Genomic DNA, 21,686 nt, shown 5'->3' on the forward strand with positions numbered 1-21,686 from the left:
AACATTTTCCGCCCGACGATAGAGTTTCCTTATAAGAAATAAAAATTCACAAAATTCAGTGGCAGTGGTGAGGCTTTGAAAAATGGAAGAAACCATCTTGGCGCCGCGTGCGGACCTGGTCGATCAGGACGGGTCGCAACAATCATCAAACACTCAGCCCATGCAGGCGGATGCACCACCATCACAAGCCGACCAACTTGACGGGCTGATGCGCGGTATTTCCACGGCCCTTGATTACATTGAAAATCTTCTGAAATTCGCCAATACGGCGGGCGAAACCCAAGACAGCCTGATGCGCGAGATCGATGTGCGATCCAACAATCTGCGCACCGGCCTTGAACAGACACGCCGCGAAATCGAAGAAAGCACCCATACCGCCAACGACGTGCAGGAAAGCACGCGTGCAACGGTATCGTCGAAAACCGATGCCATTCGTGGCGATCTTGAAAAGATCAGTCAGGACCTGGAAACCAAGGCCGAAGGTGCTGCAAAGGTTCTGAGTGCGATTGAAGACATCGGCAAGGGGATCAAGTTGCTCGCCCTTAACGCCACGATCGAGGCCGCCCGCGCCGGTGAACATGGCCGCGGCTTTGCTGTGGTGGCCAAGGAGGTTGGCAATCTGGCGCAAAGCACCATGCAGCGCACCAACGAGGCCGTCGATCTGATTGATCTGTCCGATGTCACCAAATCTTTGCGCGAAAGCATGGGCAATATCGGCAATGACCTTGATAGCCTGGGTGGTGAAATCGAAGAGGCGCTTGGCGGGCTTAAGGATCGCTTTGCCCAGATGTCGGGACGCCTTGAACATATCAGCGGCCACAACCAGGTCGTGTTTGAACTACTCGATGCCAGCAAAGACTCATCAGCCCGCACACGCAGCAAAGTAAGCTGGGCGTCAGGCGAAATCGCCAAACTGTCAAACTGCACCACCGATACAGCAAACGTATCGACCAAGCTTTCGCAGTTTCTGGCCGCCAGTTACATTCCCGAAGATCCGGCCTATGACCGTCTTGCCGACATCAAGGCGCGCGGCAAAATCCGCATCGCGATTGACCCGGCACTGGTCGGGGCATCATTCCACCCGCAAAAAGGCGGGCCGCTACATGGTATTGATATCGACTATGCCGAGGCCTTTGCCAAATCCATCGGCGTTGAGTGCGAGTTCATTGAACATCCGTGGGATCTTTTGACCGAACTTCTGTTTGTTGGCAAAAAGGCCGGACAACCACCCGCCGATGTTGTCTGGTGTGCCTTGCCGCCCAGCGACTTTTATAAGGGTGTCGCGTTTTCAGATACCTACACCTATCTGAACTTTTCGCTGATCCGCCGCCCGGACAACACATCAATCAACACCATTGCCGATCTTGAGGGGAAGGTACTGGGCACGGTTAATGACCCCGCTGCCCTTGCCGTGCTTGAAGACGTCGGCCTTCGCTGGGCGGATAATGAAAACAAACCCGGTGGTATTGCCAAGCTTTCGAACATGATCGCCTATGGCGATATTTCGCGTGTGCATGACGCGGTTGCCGACGGGGCGATTGATGCCTTTGCCGGGGACCATCCTGTGTTTTACTGGGCATCGAAAAACCCGCAAAGCCGGTGGCATGGTCGTCTGGAAGTTCTGCCCAAGCCGATCCTGCCGCACCCGTTCTTCTATGTCGCGGCGGTCGCAGCGGAACCTGCGTCCTATCCGTTGCTTTGCGCCATCAACGACTTCATTGCCGATTTTCGCAAGACGCCGAAACGGGCCGAGATTGAAAAGCTTTGGCAGGGTCAGCCGATTGAACATCATCTGACCTACAAGGACGAAGCCGGCAATCTGATCGGGGCGGATGAACTTGCCAGCAGCTACCACGCCCACTGCCGTAAATACGGGCTGAATTCCGATTGACGGATTGCTTAAAACGGCTGGCGCGATGATGGTCCGGGCACTATCATCGCGTCATGGCAGCAAACAAGAAATCCCTTCGACAACAACGCATTCTTGGCGAACTGGACCTCGAACCGTCATTGCGGATCGCGGATCTGGCCGAACGTTTGAATGTCTCGAATGAAACCATTCGACGCGACTTTGACGAATTGACGTCGCAAGGGCTGATCAACCGTACCTATGGCGGTGCTGTCCGTCGTCAGGCCAGCGAACCGGGCTTGAATGAACGCCATCAGCTTCACATTGCCGAACGCGAAAGCATCGCCAAACAATCCGTGCCGGTTCTGGCCGGGGCGCGCCATATCATGATCGGATCAGGGGCCACCACGGTTCATGTCGCCAAACGACTGGCGGTGACCATGACGGATCTCACCGTCATCACCCATTCGTTTGGCGTTGCCACGGTTCTTGCCATCAACCCGACGATCCGGGTGATCATGGCGCCCGGCCTTTATCACGCACAGGAAGGTGCGATGCATGGCGCGCAGACCGTGCGTTTTCTCGAAAACTATCGGGTGGAATGGGCCATATTGGGTGCCAGTGGCCTTGACGGTGACGGGGCAAGTGATGCCCTTATTGAGGCAGCTGACGTTTATTCCGTCATGATGGAACGCGCGACGCGGAGCATGATCGTTGCCGATCACACCAAGTTCAATCAGGCCTTCCCGGCGCGCTATTGCGACTGGACGTCGGTCGATGTTCTGGTGACTGATGAAAGCCCGATGGGGGTTCTTGATGAAACCATCCGTGCCGGTGGCTGCATGATCAAGGCGGCGACGCGTAACTGATCCCTAAATCGCAGTCCGGACGCTTAGCGACAGGCGCGCAGCGACTTCGCCAGCGCCTCGATAAAGAAATCAACCTCGGACGATTTCAAGCAAAGTGGCGGGCGGATTTTCAATGTCTGGCCGTATTTCCCGGCCGCCCCGATCAGAACCCGGTTCTCGCGCATGGCATTGATGATGTCACTGACCAGTTGCCCGCTAGGGTTGGCTGGATCACCATCGGGTGACAGATCAACACCGATAAACAACCCAGCCCCGCGCACATCGCTGATACGGCCATCAATATCAGCCAGATGCAGCAACCCTTCACGCAATGATTTGCCACAAAGTGCTGCATTGGCCTGAAGGTTTTCATCGCGGATGACATTCAAAACGGCCAGCCCCGTCGCCGAGGCCACCGGGCTTGCGGCAAAGGTGTTGAAATATCCGACATCGTCGCAAAATGCGCTGAGCAATTCCGGCCGCACCGCAATGCCCGCCATCGGGAAACCATTGCCCATCGGTTTACCCATGCTGACGATATCGGGTTCGACATCGTGTCGGGCAAAGCCCCAAAAGGCATCACCGGTTCTGCCAAAACCCGGCTGCACTTCATCGGCAATAAACAGCCCGCCTGCCCGATGCACAATCGCGACAGCCAGACGCAAGAAACCGCGCGGGTTGGAAAACACACCGTCACTGGAAAAAATGCTATCGGCGATCAGGGCCGCCACCCCGTATCCGCGATCCTGCAAAACAAGTGCGGCCTTATTGACCTCATCGGCAAAACCAGCGGCGATATCATCGCCGTATGTAAGCTTGCTGGGGGCCGGAATGGCAATCACGTGATCAGGCAATTGGCCACGTTTCAACGCCGATGGCGAAATGTCGGTTACCGCCGCCGTGTTGCCGTGATAGGCGGACTCAGTCACGATAAAACCACGCGCACCCGTCGCACGCTGTGCAATGCGCAGAGCAAGGTCATTGGCCTCACTGCCGCTGCAGGTCAGGACGATATTTTCAAGGTAATTCGGAAATGTCGCCTTGAGCTGATCGAGGTATTCCTCGGTCGTCTGATGCAGATAACGACTGTTGATATTAAGCTTCGCGGCCTGTTCGGCCATGGCGGTAACAACGCGCGGGTGGCAATGCCCGACCGAGGGCACATTGTTATAGAAATCCAGATAGCTGGTGCCATCCGCCGCCGTCATCCAGCAGCCTGATCCCGACACCATTTCAATCGGATCGCGGTAAAACAGAACCGATGCCGCGCCAAAGTTCCGGATGCGGCGCGACAAAAGGTCATCGCCCTCCTTGGTCTGCGCGAAAGACGTTTTGCCATCATAGGCGTTCATATCAAGGATAGGGCGCACAGGCTTCATTTCACATTCTCGGCTGTCAGATAGTCCTGCGCCATTTGCAGGGTCCCGGCGGTAAAGCCCGTGCCCATTTCCTGCGCGGTCGGTGTTTCCGGATGGCTGGCAATCCAAGCGGTTAAAAGCAGGCGACGCAGCATAACAAAGCTATCAAGCATCGCCACGTCACTGGCCGAAAACGGTGCAACGGTCCGGTATCCCTCGACCCAGGCTTCCTTGAGCGCCGGGACAATCGGATCAAGCTCGATAAAGCTGATGGCGGCGGCAAAGTCATAGCCAAACCAGCCAAACCCGCAGTCATCGAAATCAATCACACCCAGCCGGTCGCCATCGACCAGAAGGTTCGCCAGACGCAAATCGGCGTGGATCAGACCATAGCGATCATTGCCCATTCCGAAAGACGCAAGCTTTTGATCAAGATGGCTGCACAGACGTTCAAGCAACGCCAGACCATCGTTATCAAGGCCCGGTGCGTCCCGCCAATCCCCCCAATACGGATTGGCGCCAAGGGTGGTATCGAATGTCCAGCTTTTGCGTACAAAATTAACCGATCGCGTCCATTGCCGCGCATGACCATGCAGGCGCGCACTGATCGCGCCCAGCTTGAAAAATCCATCCACCAGCGCCTCATCAGCGGACGGTTCGGTGCCACGCATAAAATCAAACGCGACCACATGGCGACTGACCCCGCCCTGATCAAACTCGGCAACCAGTGACCCGTTGCTACGCATGCGTGGCTTGGGTGTTTTGACAATGTCACTGGCCCGAAGCGCATTGATCCAGGCGAGTTCAGACTCGATTTCCGCACGGGTGTGATAGCCCGGCCGATGAACACGCAGGATCAGTTTTGCACCACTATTTGGATCGGTTGCCAAAAAGGTCGCATTTTCCGAAACGGTCAAAAGCGACACCTCGGCATCCGGCCCCATGCCCCAACCGGGAAGGACTGATATGGCGCCCTCTTTCAGGACATCAATCATGTTGTCATCGTAAATGCCGCCCAATTGATGCCTCCTGTCGCTGTTTCGTGACCGCCTTGAAACGGGCGTTGCGCCCCGTTTCAGGACCGTCTCAGTGCTATTTTGTGAATAATGCGGCACAAAATGTGTAACTTGCAACATTTTTTGTTGCATCACGGAATATTTCGACCAATCATCAAGAAAACATAACGCAGCGCACAATCAGGGAACCGGCAATCCGCAGCACACCGCGAAGCTGGCGCATTGCCCAATGACTTCACGAAAGGATCGACCATGCTGACTTCGATTTCCGGCAAAAGCGTCATCGTCACCGGTGGCTCAAAGGGCATTGGCAAGGGCATCGCCAAGGTATTTGCCAGCAAGGGCGCAAAGGTTATGATCGCCGCCCGCACCGAAAAGGACGCAGCCGCGACGGTGGATGAAATCAAGGCCGCCGGGGGCACCGCCGATATGTTCCTGTGTGATGTCTCGGATTTTGATCAGGTAAGCGCGCTTGCCGACTACACGGCCAAGACCTTTGGCGGGATTGATATCCTGTGCGCCAATGCCGGCATCTTTCCACAGGTCAAGATGGTCGATATGACGGCGGATGACTGGGATCAGGTGATGTCGACCAACCTTAAAAGCAGCTTCTTGTGCGTAAAGGCCTGCATTCCCTATTTCGAAAAAAGCGGCAAGGGCCGCGTGGTGATCACGTCCTCGATCACCGGGCCGGTTACCGGTTATCCGGGATGGTCGCATTATGGCGCGTCAAAGGCCGGCCAGCTTGGCTTTATCAAGACGGCTGCCATGGAATTGTCGCGCTATAACACGACAATCAATGCCGTTATGCCTGGCAATATCATGACAGAGGGTCTGGCCGATCTTGGCGAAGAATATCTGAGCTCGATGGCAAACTCGATCCCGCTGAAACGTCTGGGCAGTGTCGAGGATATCGCCAATGCAGCCCTGTTCTTTGCATCCGATGAAGCGGCCTATATCACCGGCCAGCAGATCGTGGTCGATGGCGGTCAGATCCTGCCAGAATCGCTTGAGGCACTTGAAGAGATCTAAGCCTTCATCCCGCGCAAAATGGCATAGAACGACAAAGCCCGCATCCGGTTCACCAGATGCGGGCTTTGTTTGTTTTCGGGTTTAGGCCAAACCGTACTGGCTGCGCACAACACCGGAATTGTATCGCTCGGACGCCAGAAGACGGGGTTTGATCCCCCCGGCATCACGCCCGAACAATGAAATGCCAGAGCCCAGCACTTCCGGGATCGTAAAGATATCAAGCTGATCGGCAAAGCCACCAAACAGGAACTGTGTGACCACACTGCCCCCGCCGACGACCCAGATGTCACCATCCGCCGACCGCCGGTCGCGCAATTGATCGACCAGTTCGATGATACTGCCGCCATAGGCCTCAGTATTGGCAGGCCGATCTTTGGGCAGTTCGCGTGAAGTCAGAACGATTGTGCGGCGGGCCTCATAGGGCCAGTCGCCAAATTCCATCACCTGATCAAAGGTGTTTCGACCGATGATCAGCGTACCAACGGAGTCCAAAAAGTCATCAAAGCCGAACTCGGCCGGGTCATATTCCCCCAACCAGTCCACCGCACCATTAGCACGCGCAATGAAGCCATCCAGACTGACCGCGATGTAAATGCGGAACAGTTTTTTGCTCATGTCTATGTCCAACCGATATTGGGGTCTTTGCCCCTATTTTTAGTCGGCAAATCATAGCAAAACACCAACCTCAAGTCGCAATAAACAAAAGCAGAAAACCGCCTAATTTATATTGCAGATGTCAAAAAGCCCGGTTTTCCGCCCTATTCTTAAGAGTTGGGATCAGCACTCGACTACGTTGACATTGACCGCAAGACCGCCCTGACTGGTTTCCTTGTACTTGCTTTGCATGTCGAGTCCCGTCTGGCGCATGGTCTCGATCACCTTATCAAGCGACACGGTATGCTGTCCGTCACCGCGCAATGCCAGACGTGCTGCGTTGATCGCCTTGACCGCACCCATGGTGTTGCGTTCGATACAGGGCACCTGCACCAGACCGCCAATCGGATCGCAGGTCAGGCCAAGGTTATGTTCCATCCCGATCTCGGCGGCGTTTTCGACCTGTTCGGGCGTTCCGCCCAGCACGGCACACAACGCGCCAGCCGCCATTGAACAGGCAACACCGACCTCGCCCTGACAGCCAACTTCGGCCGCGGAGATTGAGGCGCGCTTTTTATAGATCGACCCGATGGCCGCCGCAGTTAAAAGGAATTCACGAATTTTGTGCTGATTGGCGTTGGCACCGAACTTTTCGTAATAGCGCAGAACGGCGGGAATAACGCCGGCCGCCCCGTTGGTTGGTGCGGTCACAACCCGACCGCCTGCGGCATTTTCTTCGTTTACGGCAAGGGCATAAAGATTGACCCAGTCAATCACCGTCAGCGGATCACGCAGGCCAGCTTCGGGCTTTTCGGTCAGTTCCTTATAAAGGTTCGATGCCCGACGTTTGACATTCAGGCCACCGGGCAAGATACCGTCAGTGCGGATGCCACGGTCAATGCAGCTCATCATCGCGTCATGAACGCGATCAACAAAGGCGATGGTTTCATCGGCGCTGCGCCAGCTTTGTTCGTTCTCCATCATGATTTCCGCGATGGAGCGGCCTTCGCGCTTGCAGATTTCCATCAGTTCATCGGCGGACGAGAACGGAAATGGCAAGGTGATGTTATCGCCGGAATATTCCGCACCGTGATCGTCACTGGATACGATAAAGCCACCCCCGACCGAGAAATATTCCTGGGTATGGATTTTCACGCCATCGTGGTCAAAGGCGGTAATGCGCATGCCATTGGGATGCTGCGGCAGGGTTTCGGTGAAATGAAACACCAGGTTGGTATCGCGGTTAAATGCAACCGGATACTGCCCATAAAGCTGCAACTGGCTGGTTTCATAAATCGCCTTCACAGTCGGCGAGATATCATCAGGATCGATATTGCGCGGGCGCTTGCCATTCAGGCCCATGATCACCGCGGTATCGGTTGCGTGACCCTTGCCGGTCAGGGCAAGCGATCCGTAAAGATCAACCACGACGCTGCCGGTCTTTTGCAAAAGATTGCGCGCCTCAAGCTCAAGGCAGAAACGATATCCCGCACGCATCGGGCCAACTGTATGCGAACTCGATGGCCCAATACCAATCGTGTAAAGGTCGACAACCGAAAGGTTGACGTCATGTTGGGATTTCTTTTGCGATCCCGAAGCGGGATCGGTCGCGGGATTTGTCATCAAGGGCCTCCTTCACGGCTCAATAACGCGCTTGTTTTCGCGCTGTTTACGAACCGGTGTTTTTGCCCCCTCTGTCCCTTGACCTGAGATTATCCGCCCTGCCCGATCAAGATCGGCTTGAGGCGTTCATCCTTCGGTGGAAACCTGACCAGCGCTTTCTCCCAGGCGCTTTTTGGTTTCTCTCTCCAGAGCCTCTTCCGTGACGGTCCATCTGCCTGAGAGTGTTTATGAGGCATTGCTCCTTCGGCGCCGCACATCATGCAAATCGCGTGATATCCGAACTCTCCCGTCACGGTGCGAGATAACATTTCTGCCACCTCAGAGGTTCACCGTCAGATTGAACACTATCTGCGTCTTTAGACACTGTCAAAAGAACTGGTTTGCATCTGCAAAATTTTCTGCGGCAGATGCTGTTAAGCAACGGTAATCGTGCTAAATTGCCCGGGTAGTTGATGTACCTGTCGTGCGCGAAGACTGACCCACCCTGTCCGCATGGCGGGATTGATGGCGAAAGAGCCCGTAAGTCACCATATTTACGGGACATTCAGCCTTTTCCTTTATCTGTGGGGTTTATGAACGTGACTGTATCGAATTCCGTAAAGCGCCCGCGCCCTGTGGTGCTGTGCATTCTGGACGGCTGGGGTTATCGCGAAGAAAGCAAGGACAACGCTGTCGCCCTTGCCAACACGCCTGTCTGGGATGACCTTTATGCCAACAATCCGACCGGGTTCCTCAAGGCCTGCGGTCTGGATGTTGGCCTGCCCGAAGGTCAGATGGGCAACTCGGAAGTCGGTCACATGAACCTGGGTGCTGGCCGTGTGGTCATGCAGGAACTGCCCAAAATTGACGAGGCCGTAAAAACCGGCACCATCGCCGATACCGACACCGTCAAAAAGATCATCGCCAAACTGTCCGATTCCAAGGGCGTTTGCCATATCGCGGGCCTTCTGTCCGACGGTGGTGTGCATTCCCATCAGGCCCACATGGCGGCCCTGGCCAAGATCATTGCAGGTGCCGGTGTGCCGGTAAAAATTCACGCCTATCTTGATGGCCGTGATACCGCACCGAAAAGTGCCGCCAAGTTCCTTGAGAAATTCCGCGCCCTGATCGGTGATGCCGATGTTGAAATCGCCACCGTCACCGGCCGTTATTACGCCATGGACCGCGACAATCGCTGGGAACGTGTAAGCCAGGCCTATTTCACCATGGTTCAGGGCAAAAATTACGCCGATGGTCGCAGTGCTGACAGTGCGGAGGCCGCGATTGCCAACGCCTATGAAGCCGGCACCACCGATGAATTCGTTCTGCCGACCGTGATTGGCGATTATGACGGCATAAAGGATGGCGACGGCCTTCTGATGACCAATTTCCGGGCGGATCGCGCACGTGAAATCCTTGCAGCCCTTTGCGCACCGGAATTTGACGGCTTTGATCGCGGCACGCCGGTCAAGTTCGCAGTTCAAGCCGGGATGGTCGAATATTCGTCCGAACATGCGAAATACATGGATGCGATCTATCCGCCGCAGACCCTGCCAAATATCTTTGGCGAAGTGGTTTCCAAGGCCGGCATGAAGCAGCTTCGCATCGCCGAGACCGAAAAATACCCGCATGTGTCGTTCTTCTTTAACGGCGGCGAAGAACAGGTATTCGAGGGTGAGGACCGCATTCTGGTCGCCTCCCCCAAAGTCGCGACCTATGACCTTCAGCCGGAAATGTCGGCACCGGAAGTGACCGAAAAACTGGTCGCTGCCATCAAGTCGGAAAAATACGACACCATCATCCTGAACTTTGCCAACCCGGACATGGTCGGCCATAGCGGTATCCTTGAAGCCGCGATGAAGGCCGCCGAGGCGGTTGATACCTGCCTTGGCAAGGTGATCGACGCGATCAAATCTGTCGGTGGCGTTGCCTTTGTCACCGCCGATCACGGCAACTGCGAAGTGATGGTCGATCCGGAAACCGGTGAACCGCACACGGCACATACACTTAATCTCGTTCCGACCATCCTTGTTAACGGTCCGGAAGGGGTAACATTGGAAGATGGTCGTTTGGCCGATGTCGCACCGACCTTGCTGCAATTGCTTGGCGTGCCGCAACCGGCCGAGATGACCGGTAAACCCTTGCTTAAGGGCCTGAAACAGAATGACGCGCTTCTTGCGAGCTAAGTTAGCTTATGAGATCGCCCTGCCTGCGCTGATCGCTTTTGCGGTTTTTGCTGCAGGCGGGGCTGCGCCTTCTTTTGCCCAATCGCTGCAAAAGGTTGATCAGCAACTTGATCAACTTGAAAACCAGCTTTCCGAACAGCAAAAACAGGAAGAGTTCCTGTCACGCAAATCACGGGAACTCTGGACCGAGGAACAAGCCCTTCAGTCCGAGGCGATATCTGTCGCCAGACGCACCCAGCGCCTTGAAACGACGCTGACCGAACTGGAAGATCAGCTCGAAACGCTTGAAGCACGTGAAAAGGTCGCGGCCACCAGCCTTGAAGACAAGGCCGGGCAATATGCCCGTATCCTGATGGCCCTGCAGCGCCTGTCGACCACCCCGCCCGAAGCGGTCATTGCCCTGCCGACATCGCCGCAGGATACGTTGCGTTCGGCAGTGTTGCTTAAGGCCGCCCTGCCCGGTGTCGAACAGCACGCCCGCGATCTGCGCAAGGAACTGGGCGAGATTGCCACGCTGCGCGAAGATATTCGCAATCGCCGCAGCGAATTGGCCGCAGCCACCCAGGAATTGCAGCAAGAACGCGCGTCCCTTGCCGCCCTTCTGGATGAAAAGCGCCGCCTGCGCGCCCAGACAGAGGCCGAAGCCGAGGAAGCCGCCAAGGCCGTAAGTGTGCTTGCCGATGAAGCCAAATCACTGGGCGAACTTTTGCGCAATCTGGAAAATCGTGCCGAAGGGCTGCCACGCCCGCGCGCGCGTCCGGAAGTTCGTGTTGCGACACGTACCGAACCGGATGCAGACACGCTTGGTGCGACAACAATTGCCAAAAACACACCGCCACCGCCGCCCGAAAGCAAATCTGATGCGGGCAAGACCGGTCGCACCGGCACAAGTGACGAAGAATTCGCTGTTGGCAGTTCGATCACACTGGCACAAGGCAACCTGCGTATGCCCGCCAGCGGTAAAGTGGTTACACTTTTTGGTGAAAAATCACGCGGCCCGGATGGTTTGACCGTAAACAGGTCCAAGGGAATTGAGATCAGCACACGCGCAAATGCGCAGGTTGTCTCGCCTTTTGACGGCAAAGTTGTCTTTGCTGGCCCGTTCCGCGGGTATGGCCGGCTCTTGATTATCGAACACGGCGAAGGATACCATAGCCTTATCGCCGGTTTTGATCGGCTGGACAGTGTGGTAGGACAATATCTATTGGCGGGCGAACCTGTTGGTATTATGGGTGAAACTTCGCCAAAACTATATCTGGAGATGCGCCAGAACGGGGAAGCAATCAATCCGCTTCCATGGCTGGCCTCGAAAAACGGCAAGGTAAGTGGATGAAAACCTCACGATTGGCAGTACTCGCACTCGCGACCGGCATGACTATCGGCCTTGCGTCGCCAGTTTTGGCGCAATCTTCAACCTCCTCGGCTGAGACCTATCGGCTGCTCAACCTGTTTGGCGATGTGTTCGAACAGGTCAAAAGCAAATATGTCGAAGACGTCGATGACAAAAAACTGATCGAAGCGGCCATCAACGGCATGCTGACATCGCTTGATCCGCACTCCTCATATTTGAATATGGATAATTTCGAGGAAATGCAGGTCGATACCCGCGGCGAATTCGGTGGTCTTGGCATCGAAGTCACGATGGAAGACGGCTTTGTCAAAGTCATCGCACCGATCTATGACACGCCCGCCGAAAAGGCTGGCCTCCAGCCGGGCGACTTCATTACGCATATCGATGGCACCGCCATTCGCGGCATGACGCTGAATGACGCGGTTGAGATGATGCGTGGCAAAGTCAACACCGACATCGTCCTGACCATCATTCGCAAGGGTGAACAGGCACCGTTCGATGTCACCTTGACCCGTGCAGTGATCAAAATCCAGTCGGTCCGCGCCGAACCGAAAGACGATATCGGCTATATCCGTATCACCAAATTCAACGAACAGACCGCCAGCGGCCTGCAGCGCGCTATTGCCGACATGCGCGAAGAAATCGGCCCTGAAATCAAGGGCCTGGTGATTGACCTGCGCAACAATCCGGGCGGCCTACTTGATCAGGCGATCTCGGTTTCCGATGCCTTCCTTGATAAGGGTGAAATCGTATCGACCCGTCCGCGTGATACCGAAAACACCGAACGGTACAACGCACGCAGCGGTGACCTCAGCGAAGGTTTGCCGATTGTGGTTCTGATCAATGATGGCTCTGCCTCGGCATCCGAAATTGTCGCAGGCGCCCTTCAGGATCATCGCCGTGCGGTCATTATGGGCACGCGCAGCTTTGGCAAGGGGTCGGTCCAGACCATCCTTCCGATGCCCGGAAACGTGGCACTTCGTCTGACCACGGCGCGCTATTACACGCCGTCAGGCAAATCCATTCAGGAAGTCGGCATTGTGCCGGACATCATCGTTCCGCAGGCACGCGTCGAAAGCATCGAGGCAGATACCCGTCGCTCCGAAGCATCGCTTAGTGGCGCCCTTCGCAACGAGGACGAAGGCATCACAGATGCGGAACAGGATGCAAATTCCCGCCGTGACGAGGCCGAACAGCTGGCGATTGATGATTATCAGCTGTCGCGTGCGCTTGACATGATCCGGGGTATTTCGCTGTTTGGCCCGCGTCCGAATGGGTAAGGTTGGACCCGGCATCGTGAGAGACTAGTTGCGCGTGTTCAGGAAAATCCTAAATTCCTTGCCGTTCCGAAAGAAAAAGAACGGTGACATCGACGAGGACATGGCCAGTGATTTGGCCGACGACCTTGGCGACGGGATGACTGACGCCGACGACGATGAAGACAACGTCAATCTCGATGACCTGCCCTTTAATGAACTGCCGATCGAAGTACAGTTCAAACGAATGCCGAAGCGGCCGAAATCACGGCGCAGTTGGCTTTCGAAACTGCTGATCATTACCCTGTTCCTGTCGCCATTTTGCGCAACAGCGGTCGCGATGATCCCGGTGCTTGATCCGGAAACCGGCTGGCGGCTGTTTCATGCTGGCGGACCGGAAGCCACGATCACGGTTCCGGGCACCGAACGCGAACTGCAAGAAGAAATCGCGCGCGGTGTTAAGGACATTCAGGATCGCGACCGCGCCGCGATGGAGGCTGCCAATGGCGCAAATGGCCAAGGCCCGTCGGCCGAAGACATTGCCGGCAACCTTGATGGCGTTTCCGACCTGATCGGAACACCGGGGGCAACCGATGGCACCGGTGATGGCGCCCCGACACCAGAAGAACTCGCCGCCCTGATCGAGGAAGAAGGATCGTTTGACGAACCGATCGAACCCGATCCCTTGCGCCCGGCGCCGCTGCCCGGTCTTGACGAGGAAGGCAGTTTTGGCCGCATCCCGCGCATCGGCGATGATGGCACCACACCGTTTGAAGCCTACAAACGCCCGTTCGAACTGCCCGAAGGGACCCCGGTTGTCGCCGTCATGCTGACCGGTGTTGGCCTGAACGAAGAGCGCACCGACGCGGCCATCAATGATCTGCCCCTGAACATTTCACTGGCGATTTCGCCCTATGCCCGCGATTTGCAAACGGTTGCCCGCGAAGCACGCGCCATGGGCCACGAGGTCTTCCTTGAACTTCCGATGGAACCGGCAGACTTCCCGCTATCAGACCCCGGGCCGCGCGCACTTTTGACATCCCTCTCAGAGGGTGAAAACCTTGTCCGTCTGGAATGGTTGCTGGCACGCTTCCCAGGCTATGCCGGTCTGGTCAGCCGTCAGGGATCGAAATTCGGAAGCTTGGACAGCGCCATTCGCCCGGTGATCGAATTCATTTCGCGTACTGGTCTGATGTATGTCGAAGGTACCGGAAGCGGTGTCGCCAGCTATGGCGCGCAATTGGCAGCAAACGACGGAACACCGAATGCGATCAGCAATGTCATCATTGATGACACGCCAAGCCGCCGCCACATCGACAGGCGACTGGCCGAACTGGTCGAAATCGCCAAACGCAATGGCGTTGCCGTCGGGATTGCGCAATCCTATCCGGTGACGATCCAGCGACTGCGCAACTGGGCCTTCCGCCTGAAACGTCAGGGCGTTGTTCTGGTCCCGGTTAGTGCCGTATCCGGCCAGCAGGTCACGCCGCAATCTGCCGACGAGGCGGAGGCCGCCCGTCTTGAAGCCGAAGAACGCGAACGTGAGGTCATGGCCGAACAGGCTGAGCAGGAAGAAGCACTTTCGGAACCTGCCGATCCGGCGGAGCCCGACGAACCCGCCAACACAATCGAGAACTAATGACAGATGCCGGTACCCCGGCTCTGTCAGTCAGGAGCAGTCATGGCAAAGAAGTCCGACACCCCGAACGCAGACAAAGTCACGGCAGATGATCTTCCTTATCGGCCATGCGTCGGTATTGCCCTGTTTAATGCAGACGGATTGGTCTGGATGGGGAACCGTTTCGGGTTTGAAGGCGCCTGGCAACTGCCGCAAGGCGGCATTGATGACGGCGAAACGCCGATTGAGGCCGCCATGCGCGAACTCAAGGAAGAAATCGGCACCGACAAGGCCGAAATCATTTCCGAAACACCGAACTGGCTGACCTATGACCTGCCCGAACACCTGATCGGCAAGGCCTTCAAGGGCAAGTATCGCGGCCAGAAACAGAAATGGTTCGCCATGCGCTTTACCGGCAAGGACAAACACATCAACATTGATGTCCCGGATCCGGAATTTGACAGCTGGCGCTGGAACGATCTGGCGACCCTGCCGGACCTTATCGTGCCGTTCAAAAGGCCGGTTTATTTACAAATTGCCGCCGAGTTTCATGATATACCGCAAAGAATTCGCGAAAAGGGTCAGGCATAAGACGATGTTTGCGGTTTGATCGCAGTACAGTTTTCGATAAATTTGAATAACAAACATTCGGCTTAGAGGAGTTCCAACATGGGTATGGATCGGTTGATCTTTGGTGTTCTGACCATCGTGGTCGGTCTTTTCGGCCTGTTTTACGCGTCAGGTTCGCAGGACGGTTATTCCTACTTCGTCGGGCTTGCGATGTTCATTGGTGCCGTGCTGTTCATGTTCCATCTGATCAAGGGCCATTATGACCAGCTTGAAGCGTCCGATCACTGATCTCTGCGTTTGATGTGTCATCGGATTTCTGCGCCCCAACCTCTGGTCTGGGGCGCTTGTTTTTGTCGGCACCTCTCCTCGATGCTTCAAATGACATCCGAAACGCGATAAGACTTTCCCCATGAGCAATACACACTGGGATCCCGCCCGTTACGGTTTGTTTGGCAATGAACGCCTGCGACCGGCCATCGATCTGATTTCACGTTTGCCCAAACCGGCAAGCGGGTTTTCTCCGCGTCATATTGTCGACCTCGGCTGTGGCCCGGGTTCGGTAACAGCGATACTTGCCGATGCATATGGTTCAAGCGATCCTGACGGACCACGTATCACAGGTGTTGATTCGTCAGACGAGATGCTTGAAACCGCGCGCAAGCGGGGTGAAAACATCACCTGGCAAAAGGCCGACATCGCCGACTGGCAACCGGACGCGCCCGTTGATCTGCTGTTTTCCAATGCGGCCCTGCACTGGGTACCGGATCACTCAAAGCTGTTTCCGCGCCTTCTTGAACATCTTCGCCCCGGCGGCATTATCGCCATTCAGGTGCCCAACAATTTCCTGGCACCCAGCCACCAGTTGATCGGCGAAGCGGGGATGGACTGGCGCAAGGAAGTGGCAACCGCGATGCATGCGGCCCGCATCATGCGCCCGGGTGATTATTTCGATGTGCTGACACCCGCATGTGATGAAGTCGACCTTTGGCAGACGCAATATTGTCACGTGCTGACCGGGCCAGACGCGGTCTATAACTGGACCAGTTCAACCATCCTGCGTCCCGTCATGGATGCCCTGCCCGATGATGAAGCGCGCGCGAAATTCACTGCGAAATACAAGGAACGGCTTAATCAGGTCTATCCGTCACGCGATGACGGACGTACCCTGTTTCCGTTCAATCGCCTGTTCATGATCGCCCGCAAGAAGTCCGCCTGACGATCCGAACAACACATCCCTGACAAGGAGCACCCCATGGCCGATTTTCGCGAACATTTCGTCAAATGCTGTGGCTATGAAGTCCATGTCAGGGCGTGGGGGAATCCGGCCAACCGGCCGCTTCTGATGATGCACGGGCTTGCCCGGCTGGCCGATGATTTTGATCATGTCGCGCCGCATTTCACCGACAAATACTATGTTCTTTGCCCATCAATGATCGGGCGGGGATTTTCCGGTTGGGCCAGCGATCCGGACACGGAATACACCGTGCCGTTCTATGTCGCGCAGATGTTTGAACTGCTCGATCATTTCAATATCGATACCTGCGACTGGATCGGCACATCTATGGGCGGCCTGATTGGTCTTTATGCCACAACCGAAGTTGCCGGACGCATCGAACGGCTGGTGCTTAACGACATTGGCCCCGAACTTGATCCCGCTGCGGTTGCGCGGATCAAATCTTACGTTGGGGCGTCCCCGGAATTTGAAACCATCGACGAGGTCGAACAGCTTGTTCGTCTGGTTTATGCATCCTTCGGCGTGGCCGATGATGCGACATGGGCCTTTTTGGCATCACGTTCCGTACGTCGCCTGCCCAATGGCAATTTCATGATGCACTACGACCCGCAAGTGATGCGGGTCTTCGCCGAACATATTGATAACTTTGATGCTTGGGCCGAATTTGAAGCCCTGCCCTGCCCGGTCATGCTGATCAGCGGCGAACAGTCCGATCTTATTCCAAAGTCCATCGTCGATAAAATGAAACAGAAAAAACCACAAATGCCGGTTTTTGCAGTGGCGAACTGCGGGCACGCACCCCACTTAAATGATAAAGCGCAAATCGACGCAATTCGGGACTTTCTGAGCACGAGCACATCCTGACCGGCCAACGCCCGGCAAATCGCAGGATCAAGTCACGCCTGAAAACCCCGTCCGTCAAGAACCCGATAAAGTTTGCTACGCGCCAAGAACGCAGCAAGGGTTCAACGGTTGTTGGTTGGGACCAACAAAATCAAACCATTCAAGCGTCCGGCAAAGGACGCAGTCTGGCTGTTGCCTCGATTGCTGTGGTTGTTTGATCACCTGTGGGCACAGGCGACATGAAAAAGCTGCATTGGCCAAATTGGGCAAAAAGACACCGGATATGGATATTTCTGACGGCTTTGCTGCATGCGGGTCTGGTTCAGAACCCCTCGGCTTTTGCCCAGTCGCTTCAAACTGAACCAACATCGCAAACCGGCGTCACGTTGATCCCGGGTGGCAGCGCATTTGGCCCCGGCGGTATTTCATCCTCAAACCCAACCGGCTTTGATCGCAGCTTTACCCCGTCGGCACGCTATGGCCTGACGCTTGGTCCCGATGCAACAGATCCCCACAATCCGGCACAGTACTGGCTTGAATTTGGTGGCACGCCGCGTTCTGATCACGGCATGAATGCGCAAATCGGGTTTGGCTATTCACCGTCTCCTGATGTCGGTTTTACCGTCGGACCGTTCGTTGATCTTGATGCCGCGACGCCGGGCAATTTCGGTGTTTATCAGACCGATGCATTCGGTATGCAACATCGTGCACGTCCACGGTTCGGTTTTACCGGCACAGGCCTGACCAACGATGCCGGACTTGCTGGCTCACTGTCCTACATGCCGCTCGAAGATATCTGGATCGGTCTGCATGGCTCGGTTTCACGTGATTTGACCACAACGAGCCCCAGTGACGGTCTACTTGATGGCATTGATGCCATGTTGGGGCTGACGGCCAGATACCGGATCCAGTTCTGATATTGTAATAGCGCACCGTATGCCAACGCCCCTGACAATTCCAATTCGGATGTTGCGCAGCGCTGGCAGTGCTGTATGACTGTTTGAAAGCAAACCAACGGGACATCCAGACACGCATGAGCCATTCGCTCCCTCCTGAACACGCTGTACTTGGACCACCATTCGATGCCTGCAACGAACTGGCAGCCGCAAAGAATGCCAACCTGTATCGTGCCGCAATGCGCCTTTCGCCCGAACGGCAACGTTTCTTTCTGGCAGCCTATGCCTCGATGCGTGTGATCGACGATATCGTCGATGACGGGTTCCTTGAACTTCCCGATGCCGAGCGCGATGCCCAACGCGAATTTGTCCTGCAAACCATTCATCAATGGCAAGCACAGGTCATCGCCGCCAAGGCAGATCTGGATAATCCCCTGCCCGAAAACGGCCCTTTGTCGTCTGAGGTCTATCAGGCCCTGCGCCTGACCTTGGGACGCAGCGACCTTCCCGCAGATCCATGGATCGAACTGGCAGATGCGCTTCACCGTGACATCGCCGAAGAACCGATGGACGAATGGGACGATTTTATCGCCTATTGCGAAGGGGCAACCGCGGCACCGGCATCGATTTTTGTTTATCTATTGTCCGCCCGATATGACGCAGAGATCGGCTACACCTCGCCACTGACCAACCCGCCGCTCTATCACGCGCGAGACATGGCGATCTTTTGCTATATCATTCACATCCTGCGCGACCTGCCCGAAGACATCAAAGGCCCCGACCGCCTTGTCACCATCCCCTCGGAAGTCCTGATCGCTGCCGACATCACCCTTGGTGAAATCCGCAATGCCATCGGTCAGGGCAAATATGGTGATCTCGATTATCTCGGTAAAATCCTGCTCGAACATGCCTGGGAGCATTTCGAAACCGGGCAAGCCAGATCGGGTGAATTGTTGTCGGTTCTTGATACGGACGAGGCCGATACCTTATCGCGCCTGTTTACCGTCTATATCGAACTGGGCGGAGCCATGATGGAAAACGGCTATGCAGGCTTCCTGACCGAACGCGATGAAATCATGCAAAGCACGGCCCAAAACAGCCTGCCTGACGTCAAAAAGGACTAGGTTTCCTAGGCGCGCCGCAAAAGAAAACCCCGCCAACTTGGCGGGGTTTGTTGTTTTGTGCCCAAACCAAATGGCTTAGCTGGCGCGAAGGGCCGCCACACCCGGAAGGGTCTTGCCTTCCAGCCATTCCAGGAACGCACCACCCGCGGTCGAGACATATGAAAATGCCTGATCAGAATCGGCATGACGCAGGGCCGCAACCGTGTCGCCACCACCTGCAACCGACAAAAGTTTGCCGGCCTTGGTCAGTTCTGCTGCATGCTGGGCGACCGAAACGGTTGCAGTGTCAAACGGGGTAATTTCAAACGCACCCAACGGGCCGTTCCAGACCAGCGTTTCACAAGTCTCAAGACGCTTGTTCAGGTCTTCGATGGTTGCCGGACCGGCATCAAGGATCATGCCCTCTGCGGCAACGTCGTTGATGTCACAAACATCATGCGGCGCATTGGCGGCAAATTCCTTGGCCACCAGACCATCAACCGGCAGGACGATTTCGCAATTGGCGGCTTCGGCCTTTTTGAAAATCTCGCGCGCGGTATCAAGCAGGTCATGCTCGCACAGTGACTTGCCAACATTGACACCCTTGGCTGCCAGGAAGGTGTTGGCCATGCCACCGCCAATCACCAGCTGATCGACCTTGGCAACAAGATTGCCCAGAAGATCAAGCTTGGTGGAAATCTTTGCACCGCCAACAATCGCCATCACCGGATGCTTCGGCGCTTCCAGCGCATTGCCAAGCGCTTCAAGCTCAGCCTGCATCAATCGACCGGCATAGGCCGGAAGCGCGCGTGCCAGACCCTCGGTCGAGGCATGTGCACGGTGCGCACAGGAAAACGCGTCATTGACATACATATCGCCAAGCTTTGCCAGCTCAGCAACAAAAGCCGGGTCGTTCTTTTCTTCTTCGGCGTGGTAACGCAGGTTTTCCAGAAGGGCGATTTCGCCGTCTTTCAGGCTGTTGACCACGCTTTCCGCCGCGTCACCGATGCAATCATCCGCAAACTTCACCGGACGACCAAGCTGCTTGGCAAGGGCATCGGCAACCGGTTTCAGGCTCATTTCCGGGACGCGCGCACCTTTGGGACGACCGAAATGCGTAATCACCACCAGTTTCGCCCCGGCATCCGCCAGTTCGATCAGGCCCGGTACGGTGCGGTCGATACGAGTCGTATCGCCAACAACACCATCCTTCATCGGAACGTTAAGATCAGCGCGCAGCAAAACGCGCTTGCCAGCGACATTGACACCGTCAAGCGTATTGAAGTCAGCCATTATCTGAACCTGCTTTTGAGTTTCACAAAAGACGGGATTGGGTGTCCCGACATGGATTGAACCAAATCCTGATACGCCTTGTTTTGCCCGATCACCTCATCCGACGCAAGGCCAGATCAAATCGGCAAAAAGACCAATCAGGAAAACCTGATCAATGGTTTCCCAGAAGGGACGCGTGCAAAAAACCAGAAAAACTGGTCGCGACCGGGCCGGTCATCAACACATGATCATCGGGCAGCCATTCAATGGTCAGTGGCCCGCCATCAAGGATCACTTCGACCTTGCGACCGGTAAGGCCACGACGTGCCGCCGCAACACCAGCCGCGCAAGCGCCAGTCCCGCATGCACGGGTCACGCCGACACCGCGTTCCCAAACACGCATACGGATCTTGTTTTCATCAATGATGCTGCAAACTTCGATATTGGCGCGTTCCGGAAACATTTCGTGATGTTCAAGCACCGGACCGAATTTCTCGATATCAATGGACTCGGCATCATCAACAAAGAAAACACCATGCGGATTACCGACATTGACACCTACGGCATCTGAAAGTGGTCCGAGTGAAAGCGGAATGTGATTGGTATCGACCGCATCGGACAGCGGAATATCACGCCAATCCAGTTTGACCTGCCCCATATCAACCGTGACACGGCCATCGGCCAAGCCATTGGCATCCAGCAACCCGACAACGGTTTCAATGATCACGTCTTTGCGGCCAAGTTCGCCCATCACGATATTGGCGACACAGCGGGTCGCATTGCCACACGCCTGTACCTCGCCACCATCATTGTTACGGATGCGCATAAAGGCATCGGCCAGATCATCGCGGGCCGGTTCGATGACGATCAACTGATCGCAACCGACCCCGGTTTTGCGATCGGCAATACGGGCAGCGGTCGCGTCATCAAGATCAAGCACAGCGGGATCGCGTCGTCCGTCAAAGACAACGAAATCATTTCCCAAACCATGCATTTTGACAAAAGGAATACCGTTCATACCCGCCTTATAGTCGTGATTCCAAAGCACGTCCATATGT

Annotated in this window: 19 protein-coding genes and 1 riboswitch; of the genes, 13 read left to right on the plus strand and 6 right to left on the minus strand. The window is 55.7% G+C overall.

The genetic code is table 11. The features are described 5' to 3' along the window. Positions 1-82 precede the first annotated feature (82 nt). Complete coding sequence (locus TH4_RS11130; RefSeq protein ID WP_064781159.1) at positions 83-1,891, plus strand: methyl-accepting chemotaxis protein; 1,809 nt, start codon at positions 83-85, stop codon at positions 1,889-1,891. A gap of 53 nt (positions 1,892-1,944) precedes the next feature. Beyond that, on the plus strand, positions 1,945-2,718 hold the full coding sequence (locus tag TH4_RS11135; protein ID WP_064781160.1) for a DeoR/GlpR family DNA-binding transcription regulator: 774 nt from the start codon (positions 1,945-1,947) through the stop codon (positions 2,716-2,718). A gap of 23 nt (positions 2,719-2,741) precedes the next feature. Here TH4_RS11135 and TH4_RS11140 read toward each other — a convergent pair whose 3' ends face one another. Both TH4_RS11140 and TH4_RS11145 read right to left on the minus strand, forming a co-directional pair. Beyond that, the gene (locus TH4_RS11140) at positions 2,742-4,076 is read right to left on the minus strand and encodes an aspartate aminotransferase family protein (RefSeq protein WP_064781161.1); all 1,335 of its coding nucleotides are present in this window, start codon (positions 4,074-4,076) and stop codon (positions 2,742-2,744) included. Beyond that, the gene (locus tag TH4_RS11145; protein ID WP_083997067.1) at positions 4,073-5,074 is read right to left on the minus strand and encodes a phosphotransferase enzyme family protein; all 1,002 of its coding nucleotides are present in this window, start codon (positions 5,072-5,074) and stop codon (positions 4,073-4,075) included. The genes TH4_RS11140 and TH4_RS11145 overlap by 4 nt, the downstream gene beginning before the upstream one ends. 249 nt (positions 5,075-5,323) lie before the next feature. Between TH4_RS11145 and fabG the strand changes: the two genes are divergently transcribed. Then, complete coding sequence (gene fabG / locus TH4_RS11150) at positions 5,324-6,103, plus strand: 3-oxoacyl-ACP reductase FabG (RefSeq protein ID WP_064781162.1); 780 nt, start codon at positions 5,324-5,326, stop codon at positions 6,101-6,103. Between the two features lie 81 nt (positions 6,104-6,184). Here the strand turns inward: fabG and TH4_RS11155 are convergent, their stop codons facing one another. Both TH4_RS11155 and TH4_RS11160 read right to left on the minus strand, forming a co-directional pair. After that, positions 6,185-6,718 (minus strand): dihydrofolate reductase family protein, encoded by a 534-nt coding sequence (locus tag TH4_RS11155; RefSeq protein ID WP_063089168.1) that lies wholly within the window; start codon positions 6,716-6,718, stop codon positions 6,185-6,187. A gap of 162 nt (positions 6,719-6,880) precedes the next feature. Beyond that, positions 6,881-8,320, minus strand: coding sequence for an L-serine ammonia-lyase (locus tag TH4_RS11160; RefSeq protein ID WP_064781163.1), 1,440 nt, complete (start codon positions 8,318-8,320; stop codon positions 6,881-6,883). 193 nt (positions 8,321-8,513) lie between these two features. Continuing rightward, a riboswitch (glycine riboswitch) is annotated at positions 8,514-8,619 on the minus strand. Positions 8,620-8,892: 273 nt separating this feature from the next. Here TH4_RS11160 and gpmI point away from each other — a divergent pair. From gpmI to TH4_RS11210, 10 genes are all read left to right on the plus strand, one after another. Then, positions 8,893-10,485 carry a 2,3-bisphosphoglycerate-independent phosphoglycerate mutase gene (gene gpmI / locus TH4_RS11165; RefSeq protein ID WP_064781164.1) on the plus strand — a complete coding sequence of 531 codons (1,593 nt, stop codon included), beginning with the start codon at positions 8,893-8,895 and terminating at the stop codon, positions 10,483-10,485. Beyond that, positions 10,463-11,818 (plus strand): murein hydrolase activator EnvC family protein, encoded by a 1,356-nt coding sequence (locus TH4_RS11170; RefSeq protein ID WP_064781165.1) that lies wholly within the window; start codon positions 10,463-10,465, stop codon positions 11,816-11,818. Before gpmI ends, TH4_RS11170 begins: the two co-directional genes overlap by 23 nt. Further along, positions 11,815-13,116, plus strand: a complete 1,302-nt coding sequence (locus TH4_RS11175; protein ID WP_064781166.1) for a S41 family peptidase — start codon at positions 11,815-11,817, stop codon at positions 13,114-13,116. The genes TH4_RS11170 and TH4_RS11175 overlap by 4 nt, the downstream gene beginning before the upstream one ends. A 58-nt stretch (positions 13,117-13,174) precedes the next feature. Further along, positions 13,175-14,731 carry a divergent polysaccharide deacetylase family protein gene (locus TH4_RS11180; RefSeq protein WP_064781167.1) on the plus strand — a complete coding sequence of 519 codons (1,557 nt, stop codon included), beginning with the start codon at positions 13,175-13,177 and terminating at the stop codon, positions 14,729-14,731. 42 nt (positions 14,732-14,773) lie between these two features. Next, positions 14,774-15,301, plus strand: a complete 528-nt coding sequence (locus TH4_RS11185) for an RNA pyrophosphohydrolase (RefSeq protein ID WP_008889836.1) — start codon at positions 14,774-14,776, stop codon at positions 15,299-15,301. A gap of 78 nt (positions 15,302-15,379) precedes the next feature. Next, positions 15,380-15,568 carry a hypothetical protein gene (locus tag TH4_RS11190; RefSeq protein ID WP_008889835.1) on the plus strand — a complete coding sequence of 63 codons (189 nt, stop codon included), beginning with the start codon at positions 15,380-15,382 and terminating at the stop codon, positions 15,566-15,568. 121 nt (positions 15,569-15,689) lie between these two features. Then, positions 15,690-16,496: a methyltransferase domain-containing protein gene (locus TH4_RS11195; RefSeq protein ID WP_064781168.1), complete on the plus strand. Its 807-nt coding sequence runs from the start codon at positions 15,690-15,692 to the stop codon at positions 16,494-16,496. A gap of 36 nt (positions 16,497-16,532) precedes the next feature. Continuing rightward, positions 16,533-17,378 carry an alpha/beta fold hydrolase gene (locus TH4_RS11200; RefSeq protein WP_064781169.1) on the plus strand — a complete coding sequence of 282 codons (846 nt, stop codon included), beginning with the start codon at positions 16,533-16,535 and terminating at the stop codon, positions 17,376-17,378. Positions 17,379-17,659: 281 nt separating this feature from the next. Further along, the gene (locus tag TH4_RS11205; protein WP_157097741.1) at positions 17,660-18,274 is read left to right on the plus strand and encodes a hypothetical protein; all 615 of its coding nucleotides are present in this window, start codon (positions 17,660-17,662) and stop codon (positions 18,272-18,274) included. Between the two features lie 116 nt (positions 18,275-18,390). Next, positions 18,391-19,377 (plus strand): squalene/phytoene synthase family protein, encoded by a 987-nt coding sequence (locus tag TH4_RS11210; RefSeq protein WP_064781171.1) that lies wholly within the window; start codon positions 18,391-18,393, stop codon positions 19,375-19,377. Between the two features lie 75 nt (positions 19,378-19,452). Here the strand turns inward: TH4_RS11210 and TH4_RS11215 are convergent, their stop codons facing one another. After that, positions 19,453-20,649: a phosphoglycerate kinase gene (locus TH4_RS11215; RefSeq protein ID WP_064781172.1), complete on the minus strand. Its 1,197-nt coding sequence runs from the start codon at positions 20,647-20,649 to the stop codon at positions 19,453-19,455. A gap of 151 nt (positions 20,650-20,800) precedes the next feature. Further along, entirely contained in the window at positions 20,801-21,646 is an 846-nt protein-coding gene (gene dapF / locus TH4_RS11220; protein WP_064781296.1) for a diaminopimelate epimerase, read from the minus strand. Positions 21,647-21,686 lie beyond the last annotated feature (40 nt).

This window comes from Thalassospira tepidiphila MCCC 1A03514 (assembly GCF_001662875.1).
Lineage (GTDB): Bacteria > Pseudomonadota > Alphaproteobacteria > Rhodospirillales > Thalassospiraceae > Thalassospira > Thalassospira tepidiphila.